The organism is Moorena sp. SIO3H5 (genome assembly GCF_010692395.1).
GTDB lineage: Bacteria > Cyanobacteriota > Cyanobacteriia > Cyanobacteriales > Coleofasciculaceae > Moorena.
This window is the reverse complement of record NZ_JAAHHS010000004.1, coordinates 24,908-31,385: the sequence shown is the minus strand read 5'-3', so window position 1 is coordinate 31,385 and position 6,478 is coordinate 24,908. Positions and strand designations below refer to the sequence as shown.

The 6,478-nt window shown below is 42.4% G+C and carries 6 protein-coding genes; 4 read left to right on the top strand and 2 right to left on the bottom strand.

Features of this window, described 5'->3' with window-relative positions; genetic code table 11:
• Positions 1 to 764 precede the first annotated feature (764 nt).
• Positions 765 to 974: a hypothetical protein gene (locus F6K52_RS01330; protein WP_293072880.1), complete on the top strand. Its 210-nt coding sequence runs from the start codon at positions 765 to 767 to the stop codon at positions 972 to 974.
• Between the two features lie 648 nt (positions 975 to 1,622).
• Here F6K52_RS01330 and F6K52_RS01325 read toward each other — a convergent pair.
• Together F6K52_RS01325 and F6K52_RS01320 are read right to left on the bottom strand one after the other, a co-directional pair.
• Complete coding sequence (locus tag F6K52_RS01325; protein WP_293072878.1) at positions 1,623 to 2,063, bottom strand: NUDIX hydrolase; 441 nt, start codon at positions 2,061 to 2,063, stop codon at positions 1,623 to 1,625.
• Positions 2,053 to 2,505 (bottom strand): hypothetical protein, encoded by a 453-nt coding sequence (locus F6K52_RS01320; RefSeq protein ID WP_293072875.1) that lies wholly within the window; start codon positions 2,503 to 2,505, stop codon positions 2,053 to 2,055. Before F6K52_RS01320 ends, F6K52_RS01325 begins: the two co-directional genes overlap by 11 nt.
• A 190-nt stretch (positions 2,506 to 2,695) precedes the next feature.
• Here F6K52_RS01320 and folD point away from each other — a divergent pair, with 190 nt between their 5' ends.
• From folD to F6K52_RS01305, 3 genes are all read left to right on the top strand, one after another.
• Complete coding sequence (gene folD, locus F6K52_RS01315; RefSeq protein ID WP_293072873.1) at positions 2,696 to 3,559, top strand: bifunctional methylenetetrahydrofolate dehydrogenase/methenyltetrahydrofolate cyclohydrolase FolD; 864 nt, start codon at positions 2,696 to 2,698, stop codon at positions 3,557 to 3,559.
• 365 nt (positions 3,560 to 3,924) lie between these two features.
• Positions 3,925 to 4,854 carry a geranylgeranyl diphosphate synthase CrtE gene (gene crtE / locus F6K52_RS01310; RefSeq protein WP_293072870.1) on the top strand — a complete coding sequence of 310 codons (930 nt, stop codon included), beginning with the start codon at positions 3,925 to 3,927 and terminating at the stop codon, positions 4,852 to 4,854.
• Between the two features lie 219 nt (positions 4,855 to 5,073).
• The gene (locus tag F6K52_RS01305) at positions 5,074 to 5,529 is read left to right on the top strand and encodes a divergent PAP2 family protein (RefSeq protein ID WP_293072867.1); all 456 of its coding nucleotides are present in this window, start codon (positions 5,074 to 5,076) and stop codon (positions 5,527 to 5,529) included.
• The last annotated feature ends 949 nt before the right edge of the window (positions 5,530 to 6,478 follow it).

The window sequence follows — 6,478 nt, the reverse complement described above, 5'->3', positions numbered from 1 at the left end:
TATAGCCATCCTATATGATTCGTGAAAGATAGTGGCCGAAGCTATCGCTATAACCCTTGCCCAGCAAAGATTTAGGATTTTGCCTATTTTACAAATGATTTAGGATTGCTATAAATCTCATAGAAAATCTCATAAACCTCATAGAAAATCTCATAAACCTCATAGAAAACCTCATAAACCTCATAGAAAACCTCATAAACCTCATATAGTAATCATTTTTGTAAAAAAGTAACAGACAAAAAACAAAGTTTAATGTATAGAACCTTGAGCGGGTTCCAGGCAATCAATCACTCCCCTGGTTGTGACATACTCCCACACAAAGGGAATGCAGACTAAGCACTCCCTTGCTATTAAGTAACTACCATAAGTTGACTTACGCCCTAATAGCTTAGGGCGTCAAATCGGACACCCAACCCAGTATCACAAGTTGCTTTAAGGATGACTTGAAGGCTCTAACTCTTGTTGTAACTGGGATAGAGCCTTCAAACCCCGCTGAAAATAGAGAGATTTATGAGGCTTGAGACTAACTCAGAGTGTGGGCAAGTTCAGACCATAAAATCGGCGTAATGCAAGAGTTGCTGTTACGAAGTGCCAACAGCCTTGAAACCCTTTCACACAGGGAACTTCACCATGACTTGGTCATAAATTTCTTAAGCTTCCCCTATACTCAGTCTTGAATAAACTTCCAATGACTGTAGAGAAGAATGCCCGGAATAGGCTTTGATTCACAGTAAAGGCTTTAAGGCGTTTGAAAGGCAAAATATGTGACACTGCATCTAGCACCTGCCAAACCTTTTCAGTCTTGCCAGTCAAAGGCAAGAGTCGTTCACTTCCCGTTTTCTGCCAAACCTTCGAGGGTATTTTTAGGTGGTGCGAAAAAAGCGGCATTAATTGCCTGTGTTCCTTATGGAGTATGGTCTTGGTTTGGTGCGATAGAATCATTCCCAGAGATGGAACCATTGATGAAAAATTGAAAATCCATTTTAATGGGATACTTCGTAGGTTAATAACTTTTTCCGGAAAGTTTTCAAAAGGGACAACCGCCACAAGCCAGTCCCACCAACAAAGGCAACGCGCACAATTGTAGAGTATTGCCCATGCCTTCCGGAAAGCAATGCATATTTTCTCCGCTTACAACCACTCAACAAAAGGTCAACCCAAGACCCGTGTGTTCCTGTTGAGTTTCTCCCGAAAGCCCTAGCGCCATACTATCGACTACGGCCTGACCTAATACTAACCCAGGAACACATGATCTCTACTTTCACATATAAAAACACAAAAACTAAGCGTATTAATGTGCAGCTGTAAATACCAATAACGCCCATTAAAGGAATTAATTATTTAATCACATTGCAATTAATCAATCGTTAACATCAAATTAGAACATCAAATTAGTGAGTACTAAAAAGCGATTGACCGTAGGTCACGCTACGCGAAGGCATTTCAGTGGCCGTTGTGCAGAGAGATGCCCAAAATAACAAAAAGGACAACAAGCATTCTTGATAATGCTTTGCTGTCCGTGAAGGGTTGAAGATTTAAGGTGATCCAGTTGTTCGCCTTTGGCGTTCGGTTTAGGGTAGGTTATCTGGTTGTTCTTGCCCAGGTGTCCGGTATAGAGTAGCTTATACCAAGCTGGATCCCTTCTCCAGAAAATCCAGTAGAATTCGCTGATGAGCAGGACCAAGGGGTCGCACCTGACCAGCCTTGGCAGAATAAGACTCGCCCTGACGAATCTGCTCAGGAGTCAACAACCCCATATCCCAGCCTTCCCCTAAGACCAACTGTGAGACTTCCACTGTCAGGGGTACTGCAAACACATGGCGGAACACATGGGGTTCAGGATAATGGCCAAACAAAGATGCTGAGGGTAGTGCATAGCTAATTTCCTCAACCAATTCCCGCTTCAGAGCTTCGATAGGGGTTTCTCCGGGTTCGATGTGCCCCCCAAATAAACCCCACAAACCAGGGTAAAGAATACCAGGAATATTGTCCCGTAGCTGCATCAGGAACTGACCTTGCCGATATAGAATAGCGATCGCTACTTGAACTTGCTTACTGCTCATCTGTTGGTGCTGGAAGTAAGGGGGACTTGGGTTGATAGACTTGCCGTTTTAGCTGCTCAAGCTCTTGAACAAAGAATTCACCCAAATCTTGTCCAGCGATGGGAATGCTTTGAAATTGAGGCTTACCTTGGATCAAGACTTGATCACCGATATTGGGCAAAGTTCCCTGAGAGACTACCCAAATGGTACTAGTGGCATCTTTGAGTTCATAAGCATTCGCATCTAAAAGTGGTGCTTGATTAGTAACTTTACCCCGAAGGTAGACTGTATCGATAGTATTCTGATTTTGTGGTATATCACGGATTTTTGTGACCTTTACACCAGGGTAGCTAATATTAAGCTGATGAATGCCATTATGGGCTAAGGGACTACAGCCAACAGTCCCTGCTCCTACAAGTAAAACCCAAAACGGTAAAAGAGTTGACCAATACTTAGTTGGCATATTGAAATCCTATGATGTTTTCAGTTGTCAGTTGCCAATGAACTCTGTTTGGAGGAGTGAAAAAGGAAGTAGGTTGAAACATAAATGTTCGTTCCCCAGCCTAAAGTAAGTCGCTCCATGCATCTACAATGTTCTAACCCAAGTAGGCAGCATCTGTACACCCGTCTACACTGTTTAACCCAATTGACCAATGACCAACATACTCGATGGTAAGACCATAGCTAAAAAAATTCAGACCCAGCTGCAAGAACAGACACAGAAGCTGACCTTGAAACATGGACGACCTCCTGGATTAGCAGTGTTGATGGTAGGTGACAACCCTGCTAGCGCTGCCTATGTTCGTAATAAGGAACGTGCCTGTGCTAAGGTAGGGATTGCTTCTTTTGGTCGTCATTTTCCCAGTAACACGTCCCAAGCAGAACTCGAGCAAACCATTAACGCCCTCAATCAAGATCAGGGTGTAGATGGAATTCTGGTCCAGCTGCCCTTACCCGACCACCTAGATGCTGTTTCATTACTGCACCAAATCCATCCGGATAAAGATGTTGATGGATTACACCCTGTTAATCTAGGTCGTCTGCTCAGGGGAGAGCCTGGTTTACGTAGCTGTACACCAGCAGGGATAATGCACCTGTTGCAAGAGTACCAGATTAATTTGTCTGGTAAACAGACAGTAGTGGTAGGACGTAGTATTTTAGTAGGTAAACCTCTGGCACTGATGCTACTAGAAGCCAACGCTACAGTAACAATTGCTCATTCGCGCACCCAAGATCTGGGGGAGCTGACACGTCGAGCTGATATTTTGGTAGCAGCTGTGGGACGACCTCAACTGATTACCAGGGACATGGTAAAACCAGGTGCTGTGGTAATTGATGTTGGTATCAATCGCGTTAGTGATCAACAAGAAAAATCTCGTCTTGTAGGAGATGTCCACTTTGACTCTGTTCAGGAAACCGCCCGATATATTACCCCTGTCCCTGGTGGCGTCGGACCGATGACAGTGGCTATGCTACTAAATAATACAATCCTTAGTTATACAAAGAGGTATTCTTGAACAGTTTTGCTCTCGTGAAGATTGATAACAATCAATCAATTAAACCGTTGTTTATGAGTAAAATAATTTCATTTCACAGCAAGCTAGGTCAACAAAAAAACTAATTAAGAAAACTGAAAGTTATAAAAAATAAGATTATTATAAATCTGTGTTGTTTGTTTAAGAACAGATTAAATGTGGGGATTGACAGGGTTAGACTTTAGTTTAGCGCTACTGATAAATTTCAAAACTCGACAATCCTAAGTAGCATCAGTAAAGAGTTTTGTCCATAAAACGAGAAGCAGGAGAATTAGACAAGGTAGTTTCAAGAAGACCCCCAGCCCCGTAAAATTGTTAGAGGAATCAGATAATCAAGGAATCAAGGCATGGTAGTGACGGAGGGGCGACCTACCCCCAAGAGGGAATCCCCAAGTTTAGACTTAGTAACTTACTTAAAACAGCGAAAGGCTCTAATTGAGTCAGCTTTAGACCAGGCTCTCCCCCGAATGGAGCCTGACAAAATTTACGAAGCAATGCGTTATTCTCTTTTGGCTGGAGGTAAACGCTTGCGCCCGATTCTGTGCTTAGCTACCTGTGAACTGATGGGTGGCACGGTGGAGATGGCAATGCCAACCTCCTGCGCTCTGGAAATGATCCATACCATGTCATTGATTCATGATGACCTACCAGCAATGGACAATGACGATTACCGTCGGGGTAAACTAACTAACCACAAAGTATTTGGTGAGGACATTGCCATTCTCGCAGGTGATGGCTTACTAGCTTACGCATTTGAATATGCGGCGGCTCAAACTAAAAATGTACCAGCTCCCCAAGTTTTGCAGGTAGTTGCGTGGTTGGGTAAAGCAGTTGGGGGATCCGGATTGGTTGGGGGTCAAGTGCTTGATCTCGAATCAGAAGGTAAGTCGGATATTAAAGAAGAAACCCTCTCCTTTATCCATACTCATAAAACTGGTGCTTTGTTAGAAGCCTGTGTAGTTTGTGGTGGAATATTGGCAGGGGCAACGACAGCTAACTTACAAAGGCTATCCAAATATGCCCAAAATATTGGTTTAGCATTTCAAATTGTCGATGACATCCTAGACATAACTGCTACTCAGGAGGAACTGGGTAAAACAGCAGGTAAGGATATTAAAGCACAAAAGGCAACTTATCCTAGCCTCTGGGGGCTAGAGGCATCAAAAGCAAAAGCCCAAGAGCTGGTGAATGAGGCAAAAGCTCAAATTGAATCCTTTGGGGAAAAAGCTCAACCCCTGATTGCGATCGCTGACTTTATTGTGAATCGCACTCATTAAGGTACTTGGTATTGGGGTAAGGCCAAGGACAGTTAAAGGATGAAGTGTTTAATCCTAGCCTACAGGAACACCAATAAAACATACTTCATCCTTGATTATACCCTAGAAGGGACGCTATCCAGGGAACATACTTCATAATAAATACTTAATCCTTCATACTTCATCGTTTCCCCAATGCTGAGTTATCGATGACCAATGACCAATTTAAAATAAATAATTATGCAGGACTTTAGCGACATCCTAAACAACCAGGTGTTGCTGGTTGCGCTCATTGCTTGTCTGGTGGCTCAACTATTTAAGTTTTTGGTTGATCTAACCAAAAATCGCAAACCTAATCTTCAGGTATTGATGACTGCTGGTGGAATGCCTAGTTCTCACTCAGCATTAGTCACTGCCTTGGCATTTGGTGTAGGACAAACAGTAGGATGGGCTTCTCCAGAGTTTGCGATCGCTTTAGTGTTTGCCATCATAGTCATGTATGATGCTGCTGGTGTCCGGCAAGCTGCCGGTAAGCAAGCTCGCATTCTCAACCAAATTATCGATCAGTTTTTTAGCGAAGACAAAGAGTTGAAAGAAGACCGCCTTAAGGAATTATTAGGTCATACACCCTTTCAGGTGCTTGTTGGTTTGGTGTTAGGTATCGCTATTTCTTGTATAGCAGCAACGGCTTATTAATAATGTTAATTAATAATGTTAATTAGTAATTAACATTACCTAGTTAAAACGGAACTAGTTCACAAGCGAACTACCTTACGTTTTAGTAGGGTAACTCGGCGACTATCAACAACCATTGCCCAAAAACCCTCTGCGCTCAGTCGCCTTAAGATTGAGTTAGCTTGGGTTTCACTAGTTGTGTGTACTGTCAGTAAGGCTTCAATTTCAACATATCCCGTTTTTCTNTCATATCGTTAAAGTAGTCTTTAAACGATTGCCAAGCCAGACGATAATAGTTTAAATCTTGATTAGTGATTCCATAGTTTTTAAGTGCTTGATCAAGTTCGGTTTTATCCAAATATCGCAACAAGCCATAATCAGAAAATTTGATAGATTTTAACCTGAGTTCCTTGGCGACTTGATTTCTAATAATTCGCTTGAGGGCATTGAAAGCATAGGCATTGATAGAAGACTTAGCATAAAAATTAAATCCTCTGAGGAGTTTAGCTGGCTTGCTGGCTGCTTCACTAGCAATGATGAAACATTCTTCTACAGGATAATGTAACGCAAGATTATGAGATTTACTCAGCTGATGGGCGATCGCTTGAGCTGCAGACCAACAAACAAACTGTAGGTAATTGAATAAGAGCTGTTCAGATAATGTTAACAATAACAGATAAGCTCTAATCACCCCGATCGGAAGATTAGTAATGGATAAAATCCGAGCAATATCAGATGCTTGTCTCAACTGATATAAGAAGCAATCAGCCCACTGGGCTTCGCTCCTGTCTGGCTCAGACTGGACTAGATGTGCCATGAAAGCCTCTAATCTAGAATTAGATTGAAAAACCGCTTCGAGCCCCCTATCACCTTGATGGTCTTTTAAATAAATAGATGTCGAAAACGGTTTAATACCTGAGTTGTTAGTAGGCATTGATTCTTTACCCTAGCTTTTAGTAGCGCTTTACCT

What these genes read in the sequence shown, in the direction of transcription:
- F6K52_RS01325 (WP_293072878.1), bottom strand. Translation starts at nt 2,063, where the DNA reads ATGAGCAGTAAGCAAGTTCAAGTAGCGATCGCTATTCTATATCGGCAA.
- F6K52_RS01320 (WP_293072875.1), bottom strand. Translation starts at nt 2,505, where the DNA reads ATGCCAACTAAGTATTGGTCAACTCTTTTACCGTTTTGGGTTTTACTT.
- folD (WP_293072873.1), top strand. Translation starts at nt 2,696, where the DNA reads ATGACCAACATACTCGATGGTAAGACCATAGCTAAAAAAATTCAGACC.
- crtE (WP_293072870.1), top strand. Translation starts at nt 3,925, where the DNA reads ATGGTAGTGACGGAGGGGCGACCTACCCCCAAGAGGGAATCCCCAAGT.
- F6K52_RS01305 (WP_293072867.1), top strand. Translation starts at nt 5,074, where the DNA reads ATGCAGGACTTTAGCGACATCCTAAACAACCAGGTGTTGCTGGTTGCG.